Genomic DNA, 23,507 nt, shown 5'->3' on the forward strand with positions numbered 1-23,507 from the left:
CGGGTGCGCCGCCATGGGGTGGCGAGCCCGCGCTCTTGTAGAGACCCTCTCTACAAGATCAGCCGCCCGCGACGTGATCGAGCAGCATGTCGATCGCCATCGCGCGTTCGCGTTCGGTCAGTCCGACGAGCCCGCGCTGTGCGTAGCGGATCTGGCGTCCCCCCTGTTTCGGTGCATCCATCTTGCCGAGCTGGTGAACCTCGGCGACCAGCGAGGCGCGGCCGGTGAAACCGATCCATGCCTCGCTATCGGTCGCATCGGCGCGCAGGAAGCGGCCCGAGCGCAGCTTGCGGAACATCGCCTGGCGGCGGATATTGCCGCGCCGGCGGAATTTGCCGGCGCCCTTGTTCTGATCCTCGGGTTCGACGGGGAGCCAGCGATCCACCTTGTCCCAGAAAAAGGAGCGGATCGCGCCGGCCTCGGCATCGAAACCGGTGATGAGGGGGCCCTGGCGGACCCATGATTTCATGAAGACCAGGCGGGGATTGGCGTCCCCCTTGGGATAGAGAAACTTCACCGCATAATTGCCGGGACGCTGTTCGCGGCGCGGACGGCGGGGCGTGTAGCGCGATCCGTCGGGGTTCTCCTGACGGCCGATCCGCTCCGACTGAGTCGCGCGCAGGGCGCGGGCCATCTTGCGCAGGAGCGAGCGACGTTCGGCGCTCGACAGGCTGCGCAGGAGATTACCCGCCAGTTGTTCGATCGGCGCGAAATCGTCGCTCATGGGCGGGAGGCGGCGATCGTCGTCGTGCCGGCGACCAGGTCCTCCGCCAGTCCTTCCCATAGCCGGGCGCCCTCGGCGCCGGCAAAGATGTCGGGCGGGAGCAGATCCGCGAGATGTTCGGTGGTGACGCCGCCCTCGACCCGTTCGACCTTGACGCGCTCGGTCAGCTCGATCGTGATCGACAGGTCGTGGAGATCCTTGGCCAGCCATTCGCTTTCGAAGGCGAAGGGCTGGCTGTCCTGGCGCTGGAGCAGCTCGGGCTGGTTGTCCGCGATCCAGGCCAGGATGGGGACGATCACCTCGTCCTGGTCGCCGGCATAGTCCTCGACCACCAGGTTGACCGAGCAGCGATATTCGAAGGAGAGATTACCGGCGCGGGCGATGATCTGCCCGCGATCGACGAAGATCGCGAGCTTGGACGGATCCGCCGCCAGCGCCGGCACGGCGCGGACGAGCAGATCGCGCAGCGAGTCGACCTTCCTCATGGGACCTCCAGATCGTCGACAGTGACGACATCGATCGCGCTGCGGTTCGCGTCGAGATAGGCGAGGAGCTGGTCGAAGGCGGGGCGCCAGTTCGACATGGAACCGCTCAGTCCGTCGTGGAACACCAGGAAGCCGACGCCCTTTTGCGCCATCGCGCGATCGACATGGTTTTTCCAATAGGTGGTATAGATCGCGGCGCTATTGCCCCATTGGAATTCCCCGGCTCCCATGGCACGGATCCGCATCGGATCGCCCCAGGGATAGGTTTCGATGATGGAGAATTCACCGAAATAATAGGCGCGGACCGACCGGTAATTGCGAAACATCGGATAGGTCAGCATGTTGGTCGCGCCAACATTGCCGAAATAGGAGCCATGCGACCCGCCGCTGAGCCCCAGGCCATTTTGCCAGTTGCGCAGCTTGGCGGTCTCGGCGGTTCGCTGATCGGCACTCATCAGCTCCAGGCCGCCGGGCCCGGTGTTATTTTCCGTGCTGTAGGCCTGGCTGGCGATCTGCCACCCAAGATTGTCGTGCAGCGTCTTGATCTGCGAGGTAGGCAGCTTGCCGGTGCGGTTGGCGTCGATCGCTGGCGACAGGTAAAGGACGCCCCGGAAACCATAACGCGCCATGGCGCGCGACGCGTAGTTGATCGTCGCCGGATACTGATCGTCGAAGCCGATAATGAACTTGGCTTTGTTGAGCGTATTGGCGACCAGCTCGATATTGCCGACCGCGATCGTGATGGGAGAGGATGTGTTGGCCTGCATCGTCACCATCGCCCAGGTGACGGCGGACAGGTTGGCGCCGTTGCCGACCGCCACGAACTGGCTGACCGGGACGGTGAAGGAGCCCCAGCGCTGTTCCTTGTCCTTCTGCCCCTCTCGGATCAGGCCGGAGAAGTTGTACTCGTGGTAATTGGCGCCAGGGGAAGACGGGTTCCCCTCCGAATAGAGGCGGACCTTGTAGCTATCGAGGCGAGGGTCGACGGACGCGATCGGCTTCGTCCAGATGCGGACATTCTGCCCCGTCGCGATTACCGGGTTAGCGAGCGTCGCGATCGGGCGGAGCTGGCGTGCGTTGAACGATGCGAGGGTAATGGTCAGCCGTGTATCGCCATAGAGCGGATCCGCTGCCACATCGCTGGCTTCGGACGGTGCGCCGTTGAGCCGCGCGACCTGGTCGAACGACGCCAGCACCGCGATCGGGGCCGCGACGCGGTAGCGCTGATAGGCCCGACCGCCCACGGCGGGGCCCTTGTCGCCGTCCGCCGGCTGGCCTGGCCATTCGGGGCTCGGCAGCGCGGCGCCGGGCGCGGGGGGCGGGACGATGATCTGAGCATCGGCCGGGACGGCCATCAGGAGCGCGGTCAGCGCGGCGATCACCTTACGCATTGGGGACCCTCGACAAAATGACATTGGCGCCGGTGGTGTTGGTGAGGACGACATCGACCAACGTTCCGGCCGCGAATTGGAGGGACGTACCGCCGCCCGCATCGGCACCGCCCTTGGTGAGGAGCTGGATCATGTTACCGGCGGGATCGCGGTAGCGCAGTGCGATCTGGCCATAGCTGGCGCAGGCCTGCGCCAGCACATAATTGCCGCCGAAGAGCGTGACGGGGGCACTGGCAACGTTGTTGCTGGCCAGCGCGAACTGCTCCTGGCGACGATCGCCGGTCGCGTCGAAGATCGCGCGGCGTCGTTCGATGGTGGACGCGGTCATGGTTTCTCCTTTGCCGGGCAGGACCCCGGCGCGACCCAGTTGGCCAGGCGGTCGAGCCGGTCAGCATTGACGCCGGCCGCGCGCGCCAAACCGATCAGGCCCCGGCGCCAGGGGGCGGGGATGGTCGCGAGCAGCGCGGGATCCTCGACAAGGGCGGTGGGGCGTTCGGCGCAGGCGAGCAGATCGGCGGACGGGCGGGGCGGTTCGACGGCGACCGCGACCGGCGCCGGTGGGACCAGGTCAGTGTGCCGGGCGGCGCAGGCCGGCAAGATCGTTAAGAGCAGCGATCCAGTCAGGACCAACATGGTTGGTCGCGTCGGCATCCGCATTGGCTTTCTCCATTCGGGTTTCAGCGGCCCGCGCGCGGGCGATGGCATCGCGCGCCGCGCGGGCGTCCGCCTCGGCGCGCGCGGCCTGTTTCTCGATCGCGTCGGACAGGAGGCGGGCTGTTTCGCGATCGATCGCCTCGCGATCGGTCCGGAGCTGGCGGGCGCGCTGCGCGCAGGCCGTGCCGGGGCCGCGCATATGCTTCTCGGTCCAGTCGACACCAACGGCGCTACACACCAGCTCGGCGCGGCGGACCGCGTCGTCGCGGTCGCGCTCGGCATGGCGGGCCTGGACATATTGCCAGGCCCCGACGCAGACGACAGCCAAGAGCAGGATGAAGCTCGCTTCGGCTTTGAGGCCGCCAAAGAGCTTGCGGAGCCAGATCATCGGGGTTCCTTTCCGGTCAGCATCATCGCCTCCAGCCGGACCGCACGGTCCCCCACCTGGCGGTGCCAGAGTGAGGACCGCATCCCGGCGACGGCACCCTGCCAGTCGCCGCGCTGGATCTTCGGCAGCGTATTGACGAAGGCGCGCAGACCCTTGCCCTTCCGCGTTTTCGACGGAGGCCAGCCGATCCCCATGTTGAAACACATATTCAGCATGACGCGCTGGCGGACGGGGTCGAGCCGGCGCCACCAGGGGAGATGGCGATCGAGATCCGCTTCGCTGCGGACAATGTCATTGGCGAACAGGGCGTCGGACTGCGCCTGGGTGATGCCGCGCGCGATGCAGCTCGACACGGTGATGCCGAGCGCGGCGGTTTCCTCCGCCGTGATGCCGACCGTTTCCAGGTTGCGGCCCTTGCCGATCGTCAGGAACCCTTGCGAGCAGTGGTAAGCGATCAGCTTGTCACCTTCATCGCGCGCGATCTCGCGCGCCAGGCGGGCGCGGTCGTAGGTCATTTCGCCTCCTTCTTGCCGAGCAGGCGGTCGATCAGGACCAGGAGGAGCGGCGCGCGCTCGACGATACCGGCGATCAGGGCGGGCGTGGCCTTGAAGGCGGTCATGCCAACGACGAAGCCGACCGCCTGGAGGAGATAATCGTCCCAGCCGGTCAGGCTGTGCGCCAGGTTGCGCGCGAAATAGCTGACGGTGATGCCGACCATCATTTGCGTGATGCGCCGCGACCAGGTCAGCCCCTCTTCATAGACCAGGCTGACCGCCGCGCCGAGCGCGCCGGGGACCAGCGCGATCAGGAAGGCGAGGACCGCGTCCAGGAGATCGTGGAGAAATTTGGGCATCGGGATCAGGTCCAGAGTTGCACGACATCGCGCACGCGGTTGGCGGGCGGGGTGTCGGGGAGGATGACGGGGGTTCCGATCGGCAGGACGGGCCCCAGCCTGGCCAGGCCGGGATTGGCCTGAAGCACGGCGGGGAGATCGTCGGGACCGAGGCCGCGTTCGCGCCAGATCAGCGCGTCGAGCGTGTCGCCGGCGCGGGCGCGAACCGTGTCCATCAGATCAGTTCGACGGTCATGCGACCGACGCCGAGGATCTCGCGCACCGCATGGACCGAATCGCGGCGCAACTCGGCGACGGTCGGGTCGAGCTGATCGGCGGAACGTTCACCGCGACCAGTCAGGTCGACATCGACGAAGCGCTCGACGATCTCCGCCTTGGCGGCGGTGAAGACGGCGCGGCGATAGAGTGTGGTCAGCTCCGACACGCCGTCGACCTTGTCAGCGGGAACCAGGTCGAGCGTCGCGAAGCCCGCCGCGACCTGGTCCAGGCGCCAGTCCTTCAGGTCGCGACCGACGCGGATGATCGCATTGACCAGCGCCTGGCGGACGCGGGCGTCGGTGATCGCGTTCGCGTCGACGCGCTGTTCGTCGCGGAACAGGGTGGGATCGATCTGCGGAAACCAGCCGCCGGTATCGATCGGCGCGGGCGCCGTCACGACGGGGGCGGGATCGCCGGGCAGAACGGTGGGGATAAAGGTCGCGGTCATGCGCCGGCGCCGATGACATGAACCGCCAGCGCGGATCCGGCGATGGTCAGGGTGATCCCGATCGCGAAGAGCAGCGCCCATAGCCCGCAGCGGGCGGGGAGGGCGGTGATCGCCGGCAAGCCGATGCTGGCGGGATCGAGCCGGCAGGCCAGCGCCAGCGCGCCGGCAAGGGCCGCCCATGCTCCCAGGCCCTGGCAAATCGCGGCGATGAGGATCAGGGCGGTGGGGAGCATAAGCGGGCTTTCATCAATCCAGGGGTGGGGATCGGGTCCGCGGCGGCCCGCAGGCCCGAAGGCCCCTCCCGCCACGCGCGATCCGCCCCCGGCGCCGGGGGGCGAGCGGGTCAGCGACGCGAGCGGTAGCTCGGTCGATAAGTGGTGGTCGTGCGCGTGATGCTGCGACCGCCGAAAAGGCTGTTGCGGGTGGTCGTGGTCACCGTCTTGGTGCGCAGCGGGCCGTGGTAGGCGGGGCGGCGATCGCCGTAGCTGGGGACCTGATGGATCACGGTCGGGCGCGAGGAACCGCCCGAGATCTGCGATGCCAGCGCGGCGCCCGCCAGGCCGCCGAGCAGGTAATCCTGCACGTCACCGCCCGAATTGGCGACGGCCATGCACGTCACTGTGTCCTTGGTGCCGGCGCATCGCTCCTGCGCGGTCGGTCCGCAGGCGGTCAAAGGGAGCGCTGCAAGGGCGGCAAGGCAAAGGGCAAATTTGGTCAGGCGCATCTTACTTCTCCAGGGGTGGGGTGGCGTCGTTCCCATCCTTCGCGGTCGTGGCCACGACCGAGTCCGCGTTGACCGCCGGGGCGGCAGGATGGGCTTCGGTCCCGTCGACGCCGGCCGGGACGGAGAGGCTCTCGGTCGGGAGCTTGGGCAGCGACTTTTCGAGCCGCTGAATGACGGTCTTGACGCCGATGCGCGGATCCAGCGCGAAGGCCTGGCGCAAATGCTCGATCGCGCGGGCGGCGACGTTGGTCCGATCGGTCGAGCCGTCGGGCAGCGCTTCGCAGGCGCGGACCAGTTCGGCGCCGATCGCCTTCTGCATCTTGGCGCGGGGCTGGTCGTGCATGTCGACGCCGTCGACCAGCTCCTCGACCTGTTGCAGGACGTCGAGCGGGAAGGCGCCGCCGGCGTTCTGCGCGCGCAAAGCGGCTTCGGCGACTTCCTCCAGGATCAGGGTGGGGGCGTCGCGTTCGTAGCGGGCGGGCAGCGGCACGTCATGGCGCAGGACATGGGAGGCCAGGCGCAGCGCCAGCGGCCATTCCCCGATGTCGATCGACCAGACCATGACGGTCGGCAGGACCTCGGTCGCGGGCGATGGCGCGATTTTGCCGGGCTCGATCGCTTCCCCGGCCGCGAGTTCGCCTTCGATCCAGGGCGCGTATTCGGGGACCATCTCGCGCTTGGCGGCGATCTTGTTGGCGACCGACTTTATATCCTTCAGCCGGCGCAGATCGTGGGTCAGGCGAAGCATGATCTGCTTTGCCGCGACCTCGGCGGCCGGAGTGTAGGGATTGGTCTCGGGCCGGAGATCGGCGGGGGTGAGCCCGCCACCAGGAGCGGACGCACCGTTTGCAGCGATTAGCGACAATACATGGTCGCGATTCTGTCGAGCGAGGCTCATTTGCGTGTCCTGGGTGGCGGGCTACGGGGGAAGAGCGGGGCGGTTGTTAGGCCGCCGGCTTCTTGCTCTGTTGGATGTTCTCGACGAACGCGGCGCAGCCATAGTCCTCGACGACATAGCTCTCGTTCACCGACTGATAATCGGCGACCTGGTTGAAGTCGGGCTCTTCGCGGATGGTGCGGCGACGCGAACCGTTCTGGACGTAGATCGAAAGGTTTTCGAGCTTGGTGACCAGGATGGCGTTCGGCGGGAAGAACGGGACCAGCACGGCGGTCTTGCCGCCGATCTGCTTCGGCAGGGTCAGGATGCGGTTGCGCGCCTCGATCTCGGTCGCACGATCGCCTGCGGCGTTGATGACGTTGAGGAAGCGGTCCTGGACCAGGTCGCGACCGACGATGACGACGATATCGGTATCGTCGCGATGCCATTCGTCCATCAACTCGATCGCGTCATAGACCAGCGCGTCGATGTTGACATAGTCGACATCGACGCCAGGCGTGCCGGCCGCGACGTAGATCTTGCCGCCGACCGTCACGCGGCCGGTCACGGGATCGCGGGTCGCGGGGGTCAGCGTTCCGCCCGCCAGGTGGCGCGCCGGCGCGAATTGGCGAATCTTGTACAGCCAGCCGAAATTGACGTCCTGGAGGAGCGGATAGGCGGTGATGTCGGTGGTATCAGCGCGCGAGACGCCGTTCCAGCCGATCATGATCCGGTCGCGCCCCTGCTGCGCGACGATCGCGTTCCGATAGAGCGTCTGGAACTCGGGCTTGTGCGCCCACATGTCCAGCTTGCCATAGCTGATCGCCGTGTCGGAGTTGGTCTGTGCGCAGAAGTAGCGGCCCCGATCGCCGGTGTCGGTGGGATCGATCGGCTTGCGCTTCACGCCGGTCGCGCTGTTGGTGAGGGTGCGGCTGGCGATCGGGCGGTTGACGCCGAGGCCCACCTTTGCGCCTTCCTGCGCATCGACCGGCACGATGTTGATCTGGTTGAGGAATTCGCTCGACTGCTGGATCACCTCCTCCAGCTTCTGTTCGACCGAGGGCGCGACCGAGAATTGCTTCTCGCCACGAACGACATCGACCTCGATGCCGTTGATGGAGGCGATCTGACCAAGCATCGCGTTGAAGGCGACGCGGGTGGAGTTGTGCATGGTGGGCGGGTCCTGTTTCTACGGGCGGGGCTAAGAGGCGCGACCGATCAGCAATCGGTCAGGACGGTGGTGTTGCCGCCCGTCGCGGGATCGCGGGAGAAGGTGTTGACGGGTTCCTTCTCCAGCTTGGCCTGGAGGGCCGCGAAATCGGCGGTCAGCTTGGTGTTGGCCTGGACGAGGGGCGCCATGGCCGCCGAGATCGACTGCGCGACCGTCTTGCCCATCTCGACCGCGAAATTGCCGGCGTCGAAATTGTCGTTGGCAGGCTTCGGTTTCGGTTCGTCCTTGGGCTTTTCCTGCTCGGTGCGACCGAACTTCGACGCCAGCGTGTTGAAGAAGTTGGCGATGGCGCCGTCCGCCTTGCTGGCGTCCAGCGGGGGCGCGTCGAACTCCAGCGTCACCGCCTCGGCGCCGTGCGCATGGAAGGTGCCGGGCGCCGAGCGCGAAAATTGCAGGCGCTGGGTCGCGATCGAGGCGGGGTTGTCGGTGAAGGCCAAGCCCACGATCCCGGTCTTGCCGCATCCGGCATATGAGGGGGTCAGTTCGACCGAGGGGTAGGGCTTCTGGTCGGTCGCCGCGAGGTTGAGGAGCTGGTCATTGGCGTCGACCTGGAGGTAGAGGGCGCGGCGCTTTTCCTGCTTTCCGTCGATCGTGATCTGATCGTCCTGCGCCTTGACCGCATAGACATCGCCATAGCCGTTGAAGGGCGGTTCCGGGCTATAGCCGGCGATATGCTCGACATTGATGCGCGGGCTGTACGTCTCGCGATTGAAGGTCGCGACGATCTCATCGATCATGCCGGCGGTGATCGTCCGGCCGTCGCTGATCGTGTTGCCTTCGACGAAAGCGCGGAAAAACTTGCTCTTGGTGCCCATCGCTGTTGCGATCCCTGATAGCCGCCCTCGACGGGCCGATTTGACCGGCTGAACAGGGCGCAAGGGGCGCGTGCGCGCAACGCGGCGCTCTTGTAGAGAGGCTCTCTACAGGAGCGGGACGGCGCGGGCGGCGATCGACGGTGGTTACCGTCGCCGGCGATGGACAAGCTCCCGCCCGATCATGACATGCCGCTGCCCGCGTCGACGATGCCGATCCCGGTCGACGCGAAGCGCCAGGCGCGAAGCCTGTATTGGCGGGGGTGGGGCGTTACCCAGATCGCGGACGAGCTGGGGCTCAAGCGCGCGACGGTCGAGAGTTGGAAACAACGGGACCGGTGGGACGAAGCGCCGTCGCTGACCAAGATCGAAGACGCGCTCGAGTGCCGCCTCAATACCCTTATCGCCAAGGAGCAGAAGACGGGCGGCGATTTCAAGGAGATCGATCTCCTGATGCGCCAGGTCGTGGCGGGCGCACGAGTGCGGCGATACCAGGCACCGGGCGGTCATGAAGGCGATCTCAACGAGAAGGTCGCCAATCGCAACGCCGGGGAGCGTAAGGAACGGGCGCCCGCCAACTACTTCACTGCCGAGCAGATCGCGCGGCTGGAAGAAATCTTCCACGCCGAGAATTTCGAATATAATGAATTGTGGTGGGATAACCGCCATCAGCGCACCCGCATGGTCCTTAAGTCGCGTCAGATCGGCGCGACCTTCTATTTCGCGCGGGAAGCGTTGCTCGATGCGCTGAAAGGTGGCGGCAACCAGATATTCCTATCGGCATCGAAAAATCAGGCGCATGTCTTTAAAAAGTACATCATTCAGTTTGCGGCGCGGGTTGGCGTAAAACTGAAGGGCGATCCGATCGTCGTATCGGCGGAGGGACTGCCCGAGGACAAGCCGACCGCCGAGCTGATCTTCCTCGGCACCAATGCCCGGACGGCGCAGGCCTATTCTGGCAACTTCTATTTTGACGAATTTTTCTGGGTCTATGGGTTTGAGGAGCTGGACAAGGTCGCCAAGGCGATGGCCAGCCACAAGCATTGGCGGAAGACCTATCTGTCGACGCCGTCGACCGTCGCACACCAGGCCTATTCACTGTGGACCGGGTCGCGCTTCAATCGCCGGCGCAAGAAGGACGCTCAGGTCGCCATCGATGTCAGCTATGACGCTCTGAAGGGCGGTCAGCTCGGCGCCGATCGGATCTGGCGCCACATGCTGACGCTGGAGGATGCGGCGGAGCAGGGGTGTGACCTGTTCGACTTGGCTGAGGTGCGCGACGAGAACGCGCCCGACGAATATGCGAACCTCTATGGGTGCCAGTTCGTCGACGACAGCCTGTCCGCTTTCAAGTTCAACGAGCTGCAACGCTGCACGGTCGACGCGGATGTCGACTGGCGCGACATCAACCTGTTGTCCGATCGGCCGGTGGGCGATCGGGAGGTGTGGGCCGGTTACGACCCGCAGGAGAGCGAGGACGGCGACAATGCGGCGCTGGTCATCGCGATCCCGCCCGATGGTCCGAACGGCAAGTTCCGCCTGATCGAAAAGCATCAGCTTCGCGGTGCGGACTTCCAGGAACAGGCGGAGTTTATCCTGTCGCGGCTCAAGCGCTACAATTGCACCTATATCGGCGTCGACGCGTCGGGCGTGGGTGCCAGCGTCTATCAGCTCATCCGCGACCGGCATCGCGGCGTGGTCAAGATCCAGTATTCGCTGGAGGCCAAGGCGCAGATGGTCATGAAGGCGCAGCACACGATCGCGCGCGGCCGAGTCGAGTTCGACGGTGGGTGGACCGACCTGCAATCGGCCTTCCTGTCGATCAAGAAGGCGCTGACCCGCTCCGGCAAGGCGATCACCTGGAAGGCCAGCAGGGCGGACGAGACCGGCCATGCCGACATGGCGTGGGCCGCCATGCATATTTTCATCAACGAGCCGCTCGACGGTCAGACCCGACCCAAGACGCGGATGGAGATCATCGGTGACGAAGAAGACCAAGATCCGGCGTATGACGGCATCGGAGACGAGTTCGGCGGCCAGTATGGCTATCTCCGGCGACACGAACGCGGTTGCGGTCGCGGATCAGGGGGGCGTGGAGGCGTTCACGTTCGGAGAGCCGGAATCGGTCCTCGACCGGCGGAGCCTGCTCGATATGTTGCAGGTCTATCGCAACGATCGCTGGTACGAGCCGCCCCTGTCGCGCGAGGGCCTGGCGCGGTCGTTCAACGCATCGCCGCATCATAGCAGCGCGATCCTGCTCAAGCGCAATATCGTCGTGTCGGAGGTGGTGGCGACGCCCTACCTTTCCAGCGCCGTGTTCGAGCGCCTGGTCCAGGACTTCCTGGTGTTTGGCGAATGCTATCTGCTCCAGATCGCCAATCGCTTCGGCGGCCTGGTCCGCCTCGACTATCTGCCCGCCAAATATATGCGGCGGGGCGTTGAGCCGGGGGTGTTCTGGTATGTGCCGGGCAGCTCCCCCGAGGTGGCCTATCCCGCCGGTGCCGTGGTGCAGATCATGCAGCCGGATATCAACCAGGAGATCTATGGCGCGCCTGAGTATATCTCGGCGATCCAGGCCGCGCTGCTCAACGAGGCGGCGACGCTGTTCCGGCGCCGCTATTACCTCAACGGAAGCCACGCCGGTTACATCCTCTATGCCACCGGCGATATCGACGAGAAGGACACGACCAAGCTGCGCGCGGCACTGCGCGCGTCGAAGGGGCCGGGCAATTTCCGCAACCTGTTCGTCCACGCGCCGGCGGGCAAGGAGGGAAGCCTGAAGATCCTCCCCGTCGCCGAGCAGGGCGCCAAGGACGTGTTCCTCGACATCAAGAACGCGACACGGGACGATGTCCTGGCGGCGCACCGGGTGCCGCCCCAGTTGCTCGGGATCGTGCCGGCGCAGGGATCGGCGTTCGGAAACCCGAAGGACGCGACCGGGATGTTCTGGATGCTGGAGATCGTGCCGCTCCTGGCCCGGTTCCTCCGAATCAATGAGGCGGTGCAGGTCCAGGCGGTGCGGACCAGGCAGCCGATCGAGGAGACGCCCCAGCGGCTGCTACCGGCCGCGTGATCGCATCGCCCGGCCGATCGCGGCCGGGCGGGCCGGATCGCCCCATCTTCTGGAACAAATAAGGAACATGCTATATTCCACCTCTATCGAGTCGATGGAGGTAACGATGCTTGCTGAATATGGACAGGCCCGCGAGCCGTTCGGCGCATGGCTGATGGCGCAGAAGGACCGGGGGGACTGGATTGATCCGATCGCGGCCGCCGCCCGCGCGGATCGCGGCTTTCCCCGCAACGGGACGCCCGACCAGGTGCGGGCGCGGCTGCGCGACATGGGGGCCGATGGCGATGCCTTCGCGGCGCTCGATGATGCCGAGATCGATTGGATGTCGTTCTGATGGAGCGGGTATCGCGCGACCATTTGCGCCTCGTGCTGAGCATTGCGCTCAAGCTCTATCGCCGGTCCGAAAAGAAGGCGTTCGGTATCGAGAGCGAAACAGTCCTGAACAAGATGGTCGAGGATATCCTGACGCGCGTCATGGGCAGGCCTGAAAACGAAGCCGTGATCCTTCGTCCCAGCCGGATCATCCGTCAGATCGGCGAGCGCGAAGGACGCTGGGGAGAGGACGAGCCGCATCCGCAGGACGCTTTGCCGGCCGGGACGATTACCAACGTCTTGTAACATTATTACGCGCAATTTTTTTCAAAATTTGTGAAATTTTATTTAATGTAATATTGTTACACAAAATCGGTCAAATCTGTCGCGACCCCGATTTCCGCGCAAGACCCCCCGCCTCGCCCGCAGGCTTTTTAGGTCGCTTTTGATGCAAAGTGGACCTTTGATGCAGGCCGGTTTTCCGGGGCGTACAGAGGCGAAATCGCGTTGAGGGTCGTGATGCATCCTGATGCACCCAGATGCGCTTGGCGGGCTCTGTGGGGCAGGGGCTGAAAAACCCGCTTGCTGCTCCCCAGGCAGCATCGCGTCGGCAGAGCCGACGCTCCCGACCGCCGGTTCTTGGCGATCAAGGGCGGGATTTTTCCGGCCGGGTGAGGAGAAGGGGTCATCTCAAACTGCGCAACGCGAAGCGTTTCCTTTTATCTAATTCTTCCTGCGGGTAGTGGGCAAACTATGTACTCGCACTCGGCACGACGGCGTCCCGCCGATCGAGTTCGTCGCGCACATTGGAGAGGGCGGCGGAGAGAGCGGGATCGGAAGGCCAGGCCGGCTTGGTGACCCCACCGGTTCCGCGCAGCTTCTTAAGCGCGATCGTCAAAAGGTTCTGGAACGCGCCCTTGGCCTCCTGGACCAGTTGCTCTCCCCAGGCGAAGAAATACGCGTTTGATGTCTGTTCGAGCTGCGGTCCGGCCTGCCCCTCTGAGCCCTCTTTGGTTTTGGTGCGACGAACCCAGCACAGGAAACCGAACTCGCGCAGGCGCGCGAGCGCGGCTTTTACAAAGCCGTGGCTCTTGCCGACGGCGTCGATGATCGAATCAATGCGAGGGTAAAGCTCGCCAGTGACATGGTTGTAGCGATCGAGCAGGTAGGCGAGGACCGCGCGATCGTCGCCATGGAGCCGCTTGCGAGGATCAGTGACATCCTGGCGCTTGCCGGCGCGGCGGTCAGCGCGCTCCTGGCGAAGCTGTATGCTATGGGCCCGGTACAGCTTGTCGAACGCGCCGAGCGCAGCGCCCTTAAACGCCCCCCATTTGCGCCGGTCACCATCGCCATGTCGGCGCCAGGGTTTCGCCTGCTTGCTATCCTCGTGATAGCTACCCCGCCGAACCGGATCGGTTGCGTCACCCTCTTTGCGATGACCAGGCGTGGTCGAGAGGATTGATGCTGCAAGATCGCCGAATCGCGCCGTCATGCGTCACGTCCATTTGGACGGCTGGCGCTAACCCCTTGAATTTTCACGCGCGATTTTTCCCTTGATTGGGAAAAAATCCGAGACTAATCAGCGCCTTCTTGGGGTATCATAATCCGCGTGTCGGGGGTTCAAGTCCCTCCTTCGCTACCACCCGGTGCAGACTTTCCAGAACCCCTTCGTGGGTTCTGGGGGACTGTTGTAAGTGCGACAGCCGATTCCGCAGACGACAATACTTAGATGTCCCAATCAGTATTGGTTGGGCGGATCTTTACCCCTTCGATCAGATCGCGCAGCCGTTGCTTTACTTCGGCCTGTTCGACGCCGGCCGCTTCCTCCAGCGTGCGCGACAGTGACTTCACCCCGCGTCGGTAATCATCGACGACGCCGGGGTTCATGATGCGCGGCTCTATACGGCGGGCGACATCGACGCCGACCAACTGGAGGCGGCGCATCGCATCGTGGTCGGCGACGTCGCCGTCGCGATCCCCAGCATCGAGACGCGCGTGGACCGGTCGCCTCGCAGCGTTGGGCGCTTTTACGAGGCGTCGGGGGCGGTGTGGGCCGAGGTAGCCTATACCCGGTGGCGGACCTCGCTTTCGTCCCCGGCGGCGATCCTGGACATGATCGTCGGTGGGATCGGCTTCACGGTCGCGGCACGAATGCATGGGATGGCGCATCGGCGGGCCAAGCGGCTGCTGGTCGAGGCGCTGGATGCTTGGCCGCGCTTTCATACAGAGACGGTGCGGGAGGTCGACCGGGCGACCCTGGTGGCGGCACATGCGCGGCTTTTGTAATGGAAGGGGCGTCGTTCGAGTTCGAAATGTTATCTCGACGACGCCTTATCCACCCCAGCTATTTCAGGTCGATTGGAAAGGAGACGCGATAAAGAGTGTCGGTGCCCACTTTGGGGCGACCGGAAACTACGAAAGAGATACGGCCAGCCGGGCAATAGACGGCCGATACCGAAGGGTATTCTAGGGTCGGAACAAACTGCTTAACCTCCGCGAACAAAGGGTTGTTTGTAACATCGCGCCCGTCGATGCTGATTTGCGTGAGCGTGGCATCTTTCTTCGGATCGGTCTGCAGCTGAACAAAGACAGCGTGATTGTTGCAGACGGCGGAGAATTGGGAAACCAATTGCGTTGGCCGCGGGTCTGGGCCAATCGTGATGTCCTGGGCCGGAACCTGCGCGACAAACATGGCCACGCCAAAATATAGCACATCAAACATTTGTGAATCTCTTATCAGCAACGATTGACAATGCCACTTGTCGGGCGCGTAGGCCGACCGCCATCCTGGCGATACTGTCGCATTACGCCGTCCGGCCCAATGACATAATGGCTGAAAGCATAAGTCGGGGCCATTTTCGACGAGCCATATTTGCTCAATAATGCGTCATGCACTCCCCAATCCGTGTCCGATGGGAGCTTGTTCAGTTCAGCATCCGGAACACCGACACGAGGGTGGGAATGCTCCACTGCGACTATGCGGTCGTACATGCCGAGCGCAGGGACTCTGACCACCGTCTGCGGTACGTCTCGCCCGGCCGCAGCCGCCTCTGCCCAAGATTCGCCCCTCATAACTTCACCTGTCTGGAACGAAGGGTTGTTGGGATCGGCGAAGTTGGCGATAATGACGGAAGAGTATTCACGAACTGCCATTTCCCGTTCCGGGCTTTTAATCATTGCCTCGATCTCGGTAGCAGCTTTATCGGTTCCAGCTTCACGAACCGCATTTTTCCTTGTGCATTGATGCTGATTTCTAACCGGCCCTTGGGGCTCGTCGGCGAAAATATACTGCCCCGCTACAACGGGTATGTTTGGCAGAAAGGTGTCGAAAAGTACTGGTGCTGGCTGGCGTATTCCATTGACGACGATGTCAGGCACTTGAGCCTCTGGAGGCTGGCCCTCTGGCGGCTTTTCGCCGTCCTGCGCCTCGGCAATGCCTGCTCACATCAACGAAAATAATCCGAATACCCACCGTCGCAAGCGCACGCGTGGACGCGAGCGATCTCGATAAGATCGTAAGCCCATTCCGTTCCTCCCGATCCATTGCCAGCCTTGCGGCCGATGATGGTTGCGGCTCCCGAATGGGCCATCAAACACGAGTCGCGGTACGGAGCGTACCGGCAATCGTTATATTTTAACAACAGAAGCTCGCAAAAATGGAGGGGGCTGCGATCGTGCGCCGACCCAAATCAGACCCTGCCAAACGGACAGATTTGTGGCCTAAAATGACCCCGCGCGAAATGCGACCTGAGCGGATTGCCTGCCTCGACATGATCGGGGCGGGCTTTTCGTGCGTTCGGAGTTTCTCCGATGGCCGACCCCTCCCGTTGCAGCTTTGCGGGTCGGGAAGGCCGCGCCGATGACTTGGAAAGCGCCTGGGACCGCCTGGAGTCGCTGATCCGCCGCGTTCGCAAGGGCCCGCGATCGGCGGCCGAGTTCAACACTCTTGAGATCTAGGCGCACCGGATCGCGCGCGACTTGGTCAAACCCTTTCGCGGGCCGGACGCCTGCCCCACCGCCGCGCCGCTGTGGGTCAGCGCCGACGGCCGTTCCGCAGGATGGTGACGATGACCAAGCCCCTCGACCTGACCGCGATCGATCGCGTTGCCGGCGCTGGCGACCCGAAGGATGGCGTCCATGTCTCCCGCCGGTTCCCGCCCCAGGTGTACGCCGAATTGCACTCGTCGCGCACCCAGACGGCCGTGCTGGACTACGATCCCTGCACGAAAGCGCCGGCTGAATCGCAGTTTTCAGCCACACGCTGCGCATGATGAGGGCGGTCCCGCGTGTCGCGGAATCGCTGATCACGGGCCGCCTAGGCGGTCCTCAGATTCGGTGGGTGGGAAGGGGGCCGCGTATCGCGGCCCGACGCTTCAAACCTTGATGGTTCTGGAAAGTATGCTAAAGGGGTGGCGCACCTTGGCTACCATCCGGTGTATTATCCCCAGACCATTGAGAAAACATGGTCTTCCGGCTTTGTGCTGGTCGGGGCTGCGCAGCGATCTGCGACGATGTTCGGACGTGGGGTGCCTATTGGGAAGTGTCTTCGTCGCTTCTTCCCAATGCTTTTCCAAGCAACGAATATGACGCCCATTTCAACTATCGGTGTGTAGCCAACAAATAGCGCATTGATCTGTCGGGCATTCTCTTTGTGTCAGTAGGGAACCTTGGTCGAGAACTGGCCAGGCCAATGCTGTTTATCTGCATATCATCATGTGCCCCCGATGCGACTTTAACACATCGTTTGCGACTAGGGGCTAGGTCGCCCGGTGTCGCACCATTGGAGGGTCGGTCGGGTTCGTGAGCGTCGCTGTTTATGCCCTTGCTGTTGATGCTTGCATGGCGATGCTGTTCGTCATCGCCTATGGCATGATCGCTCTGTCCCAGACCCGGCAGCGGGCCTCGGGATGGTTCATGCTGAGCTATGCGCTTTGCTGCGTGGCGGCGATCTGCCAGTTGCTGATGCAGTTGGGGGGATGGCCGCACTGGATCATATTGATCGGCTATGGAGCATTTCTCGGCACGGTCACCACCATGTGGACCGGGGTGGAGGTGCTGGCCGGGCGCAAGGCCCCTAAGCGTCAGGCGGCGATCGCCTGGGGATTGGGAATGGCACTGCGCTTCGCCTTGCTGGCCGGGACGCCGCACAGCCTGCCCTATGAGTTGGTCTTTCAGTTGCCCTTTGCGATCATGTCGGCCCGCACGATGGTCGCGGTCCGGTCCATTCGCCGGCAAGGCGCGATCCCGTCGCTGCTGGCGGGGATTTTCGGGCTTAGCTGTTTTCACTTCATCGCCAAGCCGTTCCTGGTGGTGTTGCTGACCGCCGGGGTGCGCAATGCCGTTCAGGTCTATGTCGCGGTGTCTTCGGTTTCGACGGGCGTGCTTCTGGTCGCGGCGGGGTTGTTCCTGCTGCTGCTGGTCATTCAAAAGGCGCTGGACGACACGATCGTCGACGCGGAAACCGATGCGCTGACCCTGTTGGCCAACCGTCGCGCGCTGTCGCGGATCGCGCCGCGCCTGCTGACCGAGGCGAATGACGCCGGACGGGTGCTCTATGCGATGGTCATTGACCTGGACCATTTCAAGCGGATCAACGACGTGCTGGGGCATGCGGTGGGCGATCAGGTGCTGGTCGCCTTTGCCGATATCCTGCGCGGGCAGGCCGCACCGGAGATACTGGCCGTGCGCATGGGGGGCGAGGAATTTGCGCTGTTCATACCAGATGTGGAGAAGGGCCCAGCGGCGGGCGACAATCCTGCGGCCCGTCTGGGCTGGGCGATTCGCCAGGCGTTGAAGTCCTTCCCCGAACGCGGGCTGCCCGGCCTGACCTTCAGCGGCGGTATCGTCCGCTATCGGCCGGGCGAAACGCTCGAGGCGCTGCTCGGCCGTGCGGATGAGCTGGCCTATGGCGCGAAGAATGGCGGGCGCGACCAGCTTCGGCTCGATCGCGACGACATGCCGACGCAGCGCTGCTTCACGCTCGCCGCCTGAGACCCTGTGGCGTCAGGCGAAGCACCCATGCGGGTCATGCGCGACCAGCATCGCATCGGGGCGGGCCAGCGCGATGAGGGTCAGGCCGTGGGTGCGGGCATGATCGATCGCCAGGCTGGTGGGCGCTGAAATCCCGACCAGCAGGCCGACCCCGGCGATCAACGCCTTGTCGACCATCTCATAGCTGATCCGCGAGGTGACAAGGATGAAATCTACGTCGTCATCGGCCGCGCGCGCGAGCGTACCGACCAGCTTGTCGAGCGCATTGTGACGGCCGACATCCTCGGCACTCGTAAGGATGTTACCCGACGCGGTGCAGGCGATGGCGGCATGTACTGCACCGGTCCGGGCGTTCAGCGGCTGGTGGGCCCGCACATTGCCCAGCGCGGCGAACAACGCTTCCACCGAGGCGCGGGGGGCAGGGGGCCGGTTTGTCACCGGTCGGTCGAGCTGCTCCAACCCGGACAGGCCGCACAGGCCGCAACTGGTATCGCTGGTCCGGTGCCGTACGCGATCGCGGATACGCCCGCGCACCGACTCCGCCAGCGCGATACGCACGATCCAGCCGGCCTCGGCGGCAAAGGGTTCGATTGCGAGAATGTCCTCGACCCGGTCGATCAGCCTTTCGGTCAGCAGAAAGCCGGTGGCGAAATCCTCCAACCGATCGGGCGTCATCATCATGACGGCATAGCCGAAGCCATCGACCTCGATCGCGACCGGGCATTCGACTGCCACCGCGCGTTCTATTGTGTCGCGCTCGCCTTCGGCCGAGAGGCGACCCAGCGTCAGCAGTCGGACGACTTCGTGCGGTGCGGTCACAGGGCGGCGAGATCGGCGGGGGTGTTCACATTGGCGATCGGCTCGGGCGAGGCGATAGGAATGGCCCCAATGGCCCGCGCCCAGCCACGCATCGAGCGGTCATGGCCGAGCGACAGATGCGCCATCAGATGCGCCCCCAGGGCCGAGGGCCAGAGCCCCAGCACCGGAGCATCCTCGCAATAGCTCGGTTCGCGCCGCAGCAGCGCTTCGATCAAGCCTTCGGGCAGGCGCGGCATGTCACAGCCGATCGTCAGCACACAACGAAATCCGTGCGCGGCGGCATGGTCGAGCGCGCCCGCAATCCCGCCCAAAGGCCCCAGACCCGGTTCGGGCTGATCGGGGATGCCGTCCGCACCTCCGACCTGGATCACGTCCGCACAATAGGGTTGGATCGATGCGCGGGCATGTGATGCCAGGCTGTTCCCGCCCAGCATGGCAAAGGCCTTGTTCGATCCGAACCGGGAGGACCGTCCCCCGGTCAATACGGCGCCCAATATGCTCATGCCGGGACGCGGACCTTCACGGGCACCGACTTGCCGGCGGGTACATGGCTTTCCAGCGCGTGATGCTCGAGCGGGATCAGATAGTTGAGTTCGGGGTAATAGCCGCCGATGCACCCTTCGGGGATGTTGTACTCTACCACTCGAAGTCCCTCGACCACGCGATCCTCGCCATCGTCCGCATCGCTTTCCAGCGCGATCGTCTGGCCATCCGACAGGCCGAGTTTTGCGATATCGGCCTTGTTCATCATCGCCACCATCCGCGTGCCGCTGATCCCCCGGAAGCGATCGTCATAGCCATAGATGGTCGTGTTGAACTGGTCGTTCGACCGCAGCGTGATCAGCCGCATCCGCCCCTCGGCCGGGGCGATGCCTGAAGCGTCCATGGCGCGGGGCACGTTGAACTCGGCCTTGCCGCTCTCCGTCTCCCATTTGCGATGGGAAGCGGGGTTGCCCTTCCAGAAACCGCCCGGCTCGAACAGGCGCTCGTTGAAATTGGCGAACTTGTCCGGATACACATTTTCGATCGCATCGCGGACCAGGCCGTAATCACCGACCCATTCATCCCAAGGCACATTGGGATTGGGCTCCAGCACCGCCTTGGCGATGCCGGCGACGATCGCCGGTTCGGACAGCAACGTCTCCGAAGCGGGCGTCGCCTTGCCGACCGAGCCATAGATATGGCTGAACGAATCCTCCATCGACACCGCCTGACGGCCGCCCTTTTGCATATCGGTCTCAAGCCGACCGACGCAGGGCAGGATATAGCTTTCCTCACCTGGTACCAGATGGCTCTTGTTGAGCTTGGTGGCGATATGGACGGTGATGGGCAGTTTCGCCCAGGCCTGTTTCATCTTGGCGTGCTCGGGCGTGGCGCGCAGGAAATTGCCGCCGAGCTGGACGAACCCTTGCGCGGTTCCGGCGATGATCTGGCGGCAGGCCTCGACCGTGTCCCAGCCGTCCTCGGTCGGCGGCTCGAACTCGAACAGCTCTTTCAGCCGTTCGATAGGGGCGAGTTCGGTCTTCTCGGTGATGCCGACCGTGCGCTGGCCCTGCACATTGCTGTGCCCGCGCACCGGCCCCGGCCCCGCACCCTCGCGGCCGATATTGCCGCGCAGCAGCAGCAGGTTGACGATCATGTGCAGCGCGTCGATACCATAGCGGTGCTGGGTGATGCCCATGCCGTAGACCGCGATCACCCGCTCCGACTTCATATAGACGCGCGCCGCCTGCTCGATCGCATCGCGGGTCAGGCCGCTATCGCGGATGATCTCGCCCCACGCGGCGTTGCGGCAGTAATTGGCGAAATCCTCGAACCGGGTGGTGTGCTGTTCGATGAAGTGATGGTCGAGGATGCGCTTGCTGCCCTTGGCGATGGCGCGGTCGTCTTCCTCGATCACCAGCTTGCAGATGCCGGTCAGCGCGGCGATGTCGCCGCCCGCCTTCACCTGATGATATTGGCTGGAGATGTCGGTGGAACTGCCGGTCAGCATCTGCACCGGGTTCTGCGGCGAGGCGAAACGCTCCCAGCCGCGTTCACGAAGCGGATTGAAGGTCACGATCTCCACCCCGCGCTTGGCGCAGGCCTGGAGATTGTGGAGCATGCGCGGCGCGTTGGTTGCGACATTCTGCCCGAAGGAGAAGATCGCGTCGCATTTGTCGTAATCCTCCATCTGAATCGTCGCGACGGGCGAGCCGATGGCGGATTTGAGGCCGACCGAGGTCGTCTCGTGGCACATGTTCGAGCTGTCGGGCAGATTCTGCTGCCCCCACATCCGCGCGAACAGCGAATACATGAACGAGGTTTCCAGGCTCGCCCGGCCCGAGGCGTAGAGGACGACCTTGGTCGGATCACACGTCTTCAACTTCCGCCCGATCGCCGCGAAAGCATCGTCCCAGCTGACCGCGACATATTTGTCGGTCGCATGGTCATAGCGCATGGGGTGGGTGAGGCGGCCCGCCTGTTCCAGGTCATGGTCGGGCCAGGCCTCCAGTTCCGTTACCGTATGCTTGGCGAAGAAGTCCGGCGTGACCCGTAACGAACTCAGTTCCCAAGCAGTGGCCTTGGCCCCGTTTTCACAGAATTCGGCGATATGCGGCTTGGCGGGCTTGCCCCAGGCACAACTGACGCACATGACGCCACCGGGCTTGTTCTGACGACGCAACGTGTCGAGCGTTTCGGGGCCCAGCCCTTCCTTCGGCAGGACCTTGGCCATGCCCTTCATCGAGCCCCAGCCGCCGGCGGGGGCGTTGTAATCGGTGATCCTCACATCGTCGTCGTCACGCATCGGGCAAACCTCCACTTGCAACGGCCAACGAAGCAGACGCGGATTGGCCGCATGAGAAACGGTTCATTTTTGGCGCCGCTACGACTATCTACAGCGCCGATAGCGTTTCACAGGACGATGCCATGACCACCCATTCCACCCGTATGCTCATCCTCGGTTCCGGCCCGGCCGGGCTGTCCGCCGCCATCTATGGCGCGCGCGCGGGGATGCAGCCGATCGTGGTGCAGGGGATTCAGCCCGGCGGCCAGCTCACCACCACGACCGATGTCGAGAATTATCCCGGTTTCGCCGACGTCATCCAGGGTCCTTGGCTGATGGAGCAGATGCAGAAACAGGCCGAGCATGTCGGTGCGCGGATGATGTGGGACACGATCACCGAAGTCGATCTGACCCAGCGCCCGTTCCGCCTGATCGGCGACGGCGGCGATGTCTATGAGGGCGAGGTTCTGGTCATCGCGACGGGCGCGCAGGCCAAGTGGCTGGGCCTTGACAGCGAAGACGCGATGAAGGGCAAAGGCGTGTCGGCTTGCGCGACCTGCGACGGCTTCTTTTATCGGGGCAAGAAGGTCGCGGTGATCGGCGGCGGCAACACCGCCGTCGAGGAGGCGCTGTACCTGACCAACCATAGCGACGACGTGACGCTGATCCACCGCCGCGATTCCTTGCGCGCCGAGCGTATCCTGCAGGAGCGGCTGTTCGCGCACCCGAACGTCAAGGTGTTGTGGAACAAGGAAGTTCGCGAGTTCGTCGACGGCGGCGGCAATGCCGGGCTCGTCGCGCTCGACCTTCTCGACACGGTGACGGGCGAACATAGCCGTCTGGATGTCGAAGGCGGCTTCGTCGCGATCGGCCACCACCCGGCGACCGAGTTGTTCCGTGGACACCTCGAACTCGATTCGGACGGCTATATCGCGGTTGAGACGGGCTCGACCCGCACCAGCGTGCCGGGCGTCTTCGCGTGCGGTGACGTGGCCGACAAGGTCTATCGCCAGGCGGTGACGGCGGCGGGCACCGGCTGCATGGCCGCACTGGACGCCGAGCGGTTCCTGGCGGCGGCCGAGTTCGAGGACATGGCCAAGGCGGCGGAGTAATCCCTTCGTATGCTGGCCGGACCAGACCGACGCGTTCGGGCCGGCCGGGGACGGGGGTGTCTTATCTTTATTGGTCTAACGTGCTGATATAGATCGATTTGTGGACCGCTGCCCGATCGGCGGCGTTGACGGATGATCCATCATATCGGAGGGATCATGAAGAACGCCAAATCCGCCAGTTGGGGCCTCGGCCTGTTTTCGCTCGCGCTCGGCGCGGCCGAATTGTTCGCTGCGCGCCGCATTGCCGAGCGTCTGTCGGTTCCCGGCGGTTCGACCACCGTCAAGGCTTACGGGATGCGCGAGGTGGTGGCCGGGGTCGGGCTGGTCCAGGCGCCGGCGCATTCGGCGCGGGTGTGGAACCGGGTGATGGGTGATATGCTAGACCTGGGTACGCTGGCGGTCGCGGCGCGCCGGTCGTCGCAGCGCAAGGCGGTGTGGGGCGCGATCGGCTTCGTCGCGGTGGCAACGGCGCTGGACCTGATCGTCGCGCGGTCGTTGGACCAATCAACCGGCAAGACCCTTCCGCTGGGGGCCTGATAGGGCGATGCCCCGAGCCTGTCGGTTCGGGGCACTAAAATCCTCCCCTGT

The 23,507-nt window shown here is 64.3% G+C and carries 31 protein-coding genes; 9 read left to right on the plus strand and 22 right to left on the minus strand.

Features of this window, described 5'->3' with window-relative positions; translation table 11 throughout:
* Positions 1 to 58: 58 nt before the first annotated feature.
* The 15 genes from SP6_RS02765 to SP6_RS02835 all read right to left on the minus strand — a co-directional run bounded on the left by SP6_RS02765 (position 59) and on the right by SP6_RS02835 (position 8,848).
* Positions 59 to 724 (minus strand): phage virion morphogenesis protein, encoded by a 666-nt coding sequence (locus tag SP6_RS02765; RefSeq protein WP_042468464.1) that lies wholly within the window; start codon positions 722 to 724, stop codon positions 59 to 61.
* Positions 721 to 1,209 (minus strand): phage tail protein, encoded by a 489-nt coding sequence (locus tag SP6_RS02770; protein ID WP_042468466.1) that lies wholly within the window; start codon positions 1,207 to 1,209, stop codon positions 721 to 723. The genes SP6_RS02765 and SP6_RS02770 overlap by 4 nt, the downstream gene beginning before the upstream one ends.
* Positions 1,206 to 2,600 (minus strand): polysaccharide deacetylase family protein, encoded by a 1,395-nt coding sequence (locus SP6_RS02775; RefSeq protein ID WP_042468467.1) that lies wholly within the window; start codon positions 2,598 to 2,600, stop codon positions 1,206 to 1,208. Before SP6_RS02775 ends, SP6_RS02770 begins: the two co-directional genes overlap by 4 nt.
* On the minus strand, positions 2,593 to 2,928 hold the full coding sequence (locus SP6_RS02780; protein ID WP_053003269.1) for a hypothetical protein: 336 nt from the start codon (positions 2,926 to 2,928) through the stop codon (positions 2,593 to 2,595). The genes SP6_RS02775 and SP6_RS02780 overlap by 8 nt, the downstream gene beginning before the upstream one ends.
* Entirely contained in the window at positions 2,925 to 3,233 is a 309-nt protein-coding gene (locus tag SP6_RS02785; RefSeq protein WP_227876655.1) for a hypothetical protein, read from the minus strand. The genes SP6_RS02780 and SP6_RS02785 overlap by 4 nt, the downstream gene beginning before the upstream one ends.
* Positions 3,169 to 3,642 (minus strand): hypothetical protein, encoded by a 474-nt coding sequence (locus tag SP6_RS02790; protein ID WP_042468471.1) that lies wholly within the window; start codon positions 3,640 to 3,642, stop codon positions 3,169 to 3,171. Before SP6_RS02790 ends, SP6_RS02785 begins: the two co-directional genes overlap by 65 nt.
* The gene (locus SP6_RS02795) at positions 3,639 to 4,157 is read right to left on the minus strand and encodes a glycoside hydrolase family protein (RefSeq protein ID WP_042468472.1); all 519 of its coding nucleotides are present in this window, start codon (positions 4,155 to 4,157) and stop codon (positions 3,639 to 3,641) included. The genes SP6_RS02790 and SP6_RS02795 overlap by 4 nt, the downstream gene beginning before the upstream one ends.
* Positions 4,154 to 4,495, minus strand: a complete 342-nt coding sequence (locus SP6_RS02800) for a hypothetical protein (protein ID WP_042468474.1) — start codon at positions 4,493 to 4,495, stop codon at positions 4,154 to 4,156. The genes SP6_RS02795 and SP6_RS02800 overlap by 4 nt, the downstream gene beginning before the upstream one ends.
* Before the next feature lie 5 nt (positions 4,496 to 4,500).
* Entirely contained in the window at positions 4,501 to 4,710 is a 210-nt protein-coding gene (locus SP6_RS02805) for a tail protein X (protein WP_042468476.1), read from the minus strand.
* Entirely contained in the window at positions 4,710 to 5,201 is a 492-nt protein-coding gene (locus SP6_RS02810) for a head completion/stabilization protein (RefSeq protein ID WP_053003270.1), read from the minus strand. The genes SP6_RS02805 and SP6_RS02810 overlap by 1 nt, the downstream gene beginning before the upstream one ends.
* Entirely contained in the window at positions 5,198 to 5,434 is a 237-nt protein-coding gene (locus SP6_RS02815; protein WP_042468479.1) for a hypothetical protein, read from the minus strand. Before SP6_RS02815 ends, SP6_RS02810 begins: the two co-directional genes overlap by 4 nt.
* A 110-nt stretch (positions 5,435 to 5,544) precedes the next feature.
* The gene (locus SP6_RS02820; RefSeq protein ID WP_045078031.1) at positions 5,545 to 5,925 is read right to left on the minus strand and encodes a hypothetical protein; all 381 of its coding nucleotides are present in this window, start codon (positions 5,923 to 5,925) and stop codon (positions 5,545 to 5,547) included.
* A gap of 1 nt (position 5,926) precedes the next feature.
* Complete coding sequence (gene gpM, locus SP6_RS02825) at positions 5,927 to 6,823, minus strand: phage terminase small subunit (RefSeq protein WP_082052407.1); 897 nt, start codon at positions 6,821 to 6,823, stop codon at positions 5,927 to 5,929.
* A 46-nt stretch (positions 6,824 to 6,869) separates the two neighbouring features.
* Positions 6,870 to 7,973 (minus strand): phage major capsid protein, P2 family, encoded by a 1,104-nt coding sequence (locus tag SP6_RS02830; RefSeq protein ID WP_042468483.1) that lies wholly within the window; start codon positions 7,971 to 7,973, stop codon positions 6,870 to 6,872.
* A gap of 47 nt (positions 7,974 to 8,020) precedes the next feature.
* Complete coding sequence (locus SP6_RS02835) at positions 8,021 to 8,848, minus strand: GPO family capsid scaffolding protein (protein ID WP_042468485.1); 828 nt, start codon at positions 8,846 to 8,848, stop codon at positions 8,021 to 8,023.
* Positions 8,849 to 9,007: 159 nt separating this feature from the next.
* On the opposite strand from SP6_RS02835, the gene SP6_RS02840 reads away from it, so the two are divergent.
* From SP6_RS02840 to SP6_RS02855, 4 genes are all read left to right on the plus strand, one after another.
* Positions 9,008 to 11,089 carry a terminase large subunit domain-containing protein gene (locus SP6_RS02840; RefSeq protein WP_227876654.1) on the plus strand — a complete coding sequence of 694 codons (2,082 nt, stop codon included), beginning with the start codon at positions 9,008 to 9,010 and terminating at the stop codon, positions 11,087 to 11,089.
* The gene (locus tag SP6_RS02845; protein ID WP_227876653.1) at positions 10,998 to 11,918 is read left to right on the plus strand and encodes a phage portal protein; all 921 of its coding nucleotides are present in this window, start codon (positions 10,998 to 11,000) and stop codon (positions 11,916 to 11,918) included. The genes SP6_RS02840 and SP6_RS02845 overlap by 92 nt, the downstream gene beginning before the upstream one ends.
* Before the next feature lie 106 nt (positions 11,919 to 12,024).
* The gene (locus SP6_RS02850; protein WP_053003274.1) at positions 12,025 to 12,252 is read left to right on the plus strand and encodes a hypothetical protein; all 228 of its coding nucleotides are present in this window, start codon (positions 12,025 to 12,027) and stop codon (positions 12,250 to 12,252) included.
* Complete coding sequence (locus SP6_RS02855; protein WP_042468490.1) at positions 12,252 to 12,536, plus strand: hypothetical protein; 285 nt, start codon at positions 12,252 to 12,254, stop codon at positions 12,534 to 12,536. Before SP6_RS02850 ends, SP6_RS02855 begins: the two co-directional genes overlap by 1 nt.
* A gap of 445 nt (positions 12,537 to 12,981) precedes the next feature.
* Here the strand turns inward: SP6_RS02855 and SP6_RS19955 are convergent, their stop codons facing one another.
* Complete coding sequence (locus SP6_RS19955) at positions 12,982 to 13,722, minus strand: hypothetical protein (protein WP_053003272.1); 741 nt, start codon at positions 13,720 to 13,722, stop codon at positions 12,982 to 12,984.
* A 233-nt stretch (positions 13,723 to 13,955) separates the two neighbouring features.
* Complete coding sequence (locus SP6_RS02865; protein ID WP_007403977.1) at positions 13,956 to 14,174, minus strand: hypothetical protein; 219 nt, start codon at positions 14,172 to 14,174, stop codon at positions 13,956 to 13,958.
* A 6-nt stretch (positions 14,175 to 14,180) separates the two neighbouring features.
* Between SP6_RS02865 and SP6_RS02870 the strand changes: the two genes are divergently transcribed.
* Positions 14,181 to 14,516, plus strand: a complete 336-nt coding sequence (locus SP6_RS02870; protein WP_007404102.1) for a hypothetical protein — start codon at positions 14,181 to 14,183, stop codon at positions 14,514 to 14,516.
* Positions 14,517 to 14,574: 58 nt separating this feature from the next.
* Here the strand turns inward: SP6_RS02870 and SP6_RS02875 are convergent, their stop codons facing one another.
* Together SP6_RS02875 and SP6_RS20755 are read right to left on the minus strand one after the other, a co-directional pair.
* Positions 14,575 to 14,952: a hypothetical protein gene (locus tag SP6_RS02875; protein WP_037568033.1), complete on the minus strand. Its 378-nt coding sequence runs from the start codon at positions 14,950 to 14,952 to the stop codon at positions 14,575 to 14,577.
* Positions 14,953 to 14,966: 14 nt separating this feature from the next.
* Complete coding sequence (locus SP6_RS20755) at positions 14,967 to 15,608, minus strand: hypothetical protein (protein WP_126053105.1); 642 nt, start codon at positions 15,606 to 15,608, stop codon at positions 14,967 to 14,969.
* A 689-nt stretch (positions 15,609 to 16,297) separates the two neighbouring features.
* Here SP6_RS20755 and SP6_RS20765 point away from each other — a divergent pair.
* Both SP6_RS20765 and SP6_RS02890 read left to right on the plus strand, forming a co-directional pair.
* Complete coding sequence (locus tag SP6_RS20765) at positions 16,298 to 16,501, plus strand: hypothetical protein (RefSeq protein ID WP_126053106.1); 204 nt, start codon at positions 16,298 to 16,300, stop codon at positions 16,499 to 16,501.
* Between the two features lie 568 nt (positions 16,502 to 17,069).
* Entirely contained in the window at positions 17,070 to 18,221 is a 1,152-nt protein-coding gene (locus tag SP6_RS02890; protein ID WP_007404190.1) for a GGDEF domain-containing protein, read from the plus strand.
* A gap of 12 nt (positions 18,222 to 18,233) precedes the next feature.
* On the opposite strand, the gene fdhD is transcribed toward SP6_RS02890, so the two are convergent.
* From fdhD to SP6_RS02905, 3 genes are read right to left on the minus strand one after another with little or no spacing between them, the layout of a single operon-like run.
* Positions 18,234 to 19,040 carry a formate dehydrogenase accessory sulfurtransferase FdhD gene (gene fdhD, locus SP6_RS02895; protein ID WP_007404130.1) on the minus strand — a complete coding sequence of 269 codons (807 nt, stop codon included), beginning with the start codon at positions 19,038 to 19,040 and terminating at the stop codon, positions 18,234 to 18,236.
* Positions 19,037 to 19,543: a molybdenum cofactor guanylyltransferase gene (gene mobA / locus SP6_RS02900; protein ID WP_007403970.1), complete on the minus strand. Its 507-nt coding sequence runs from the start codon at positions 19,541 to 19,543 to the stop codon at positions 19,037 to 19,039. The genes fdhD and mobA overlap by 4 nt, the downstream gene beginning before the upstream one ends.
* Complete coding sequence (locus SP6_RS02905) at positions 19,540 to 21,828, minus strand: FdhF/YdeP family oxidoreductase (protein WP_007404078.1); 2,289 nt, start codon at positions 21,826 to 21,828, stop codon at positions 19,540 to 19,542. Before SP6_RS02905 ends, mobA begins: the two co-directional genes overlap by 4 nt.
* 122 nt (positions 21,829 to 21,950) lie before the next feature.
* On the opposite strand from SP6_RS02905, the gene trxB reads away from it, so the two are divergent.
* Together trxB and SP6_RS21595 are read left to right on the plus strand one after the other, a co-directional pair.
* Entirely contained in the window at positions 21,951 to 22,919 is a 969-nt protein-coding gene (gene trxB, locus SP6_RS02910; RefSeq protein ID WP_037568030.1) for a thioredoxin-disulfide reductase, read from the plus strand.
* 156 nt (positions 22,920 to 23,075) lie between these two features.
* Positions 23,076 to 23,456, plus strand: coding sequence for a hypothetical protein (locus SP6_RS21595; protein WP_037568115.1), 381 nt, complete (start codon positions 23,076 to 23,078; stop codon positions 23,454 to 23,456).
* Positions 23,457 to 23,507 lie beyond the last annotated feature (51 nt).

It is taken from the genome of Sphingomonas paucimobilis NBRC 13935 (assembly GCF_000739895.2).
GTDB lineage: Bacteria > Pseudomonadota > Alphaproteobacteria > Sphingomonadales > Sphingomonadaceae > Sphingomonas > Sphingomonas paucimobilis.